General features: G+C 54.7%; 1 pseudogene. It reads right to left on the bottom strand.

Features of this window, described 5'->3' with window-relative positions:
• Window positions 1-516 (bottom strand): annotated as a pseudogene (locus J5M56_RS24335) (type I restriction endonuclease subunit R); the annotation flags it as partial.

Below are 516 nucleotides of genomic sequence, written 5' to 3'. Positions count from 1 at the left end.
GTGCTGGGCCTTGAACGCCTCCACGGCGGCGGCATCGGTCAAATCCACCTGCTGCAAAGCCTTCAGGCTGGCAAATTCATCGTAGTTTTGCAGCACGTTTTCCAGGCGCAGATACTCGCCAAACAGCTTGGCAAAGGCTTTTTTGTCGGCCTCTTTTTCAATCGCTGCCGGGTCAGGAAAGCGCTCTTGCAGCTCTTGCACCACCTCGATAAAGCCCCGCCGTGCCACTCCCGTGGCGATATCGGTAAAGCCTTCCATGTACTCCTGGTAGCTTTTCTCCAGCACCACGTTTGTGGTGTTTTTGTCGCCAAACAAGGTGATGGCATCCACCGTGGCCTGCTCCAAATCGCGAAAGGTGACGATATTGCCAAAGGTCTTGGTCGCGTCATAAATGCGGTTGGTGCGCGAATACGCCTGCATCAGCCCGTGGTAGCGCAGGTTTTTATCGACAAACAGCGTGTTCAGCCGGGGTGCATCAAAACCTGTGAGGAACATGCCCACCACAATCAGCAAATC

Origin of the sequence: Pseudomonas sp. 51_B, from assembly GCF_017491595.1 — a bacterium.
In the GTDB taxonomy this organism is placed as follows: Bacteria; Pseudomonadota; Gammaproteobacteria; order Pseudomonadales; family Pseudomonadaceae; genus Aquipseudomonas; species Aquipseudomonas promysalinigenes.
Note: the sequence above shows the minus strand (reverse complement) of the source record. Positions and strands in the feature narration are given on the sequence as shown.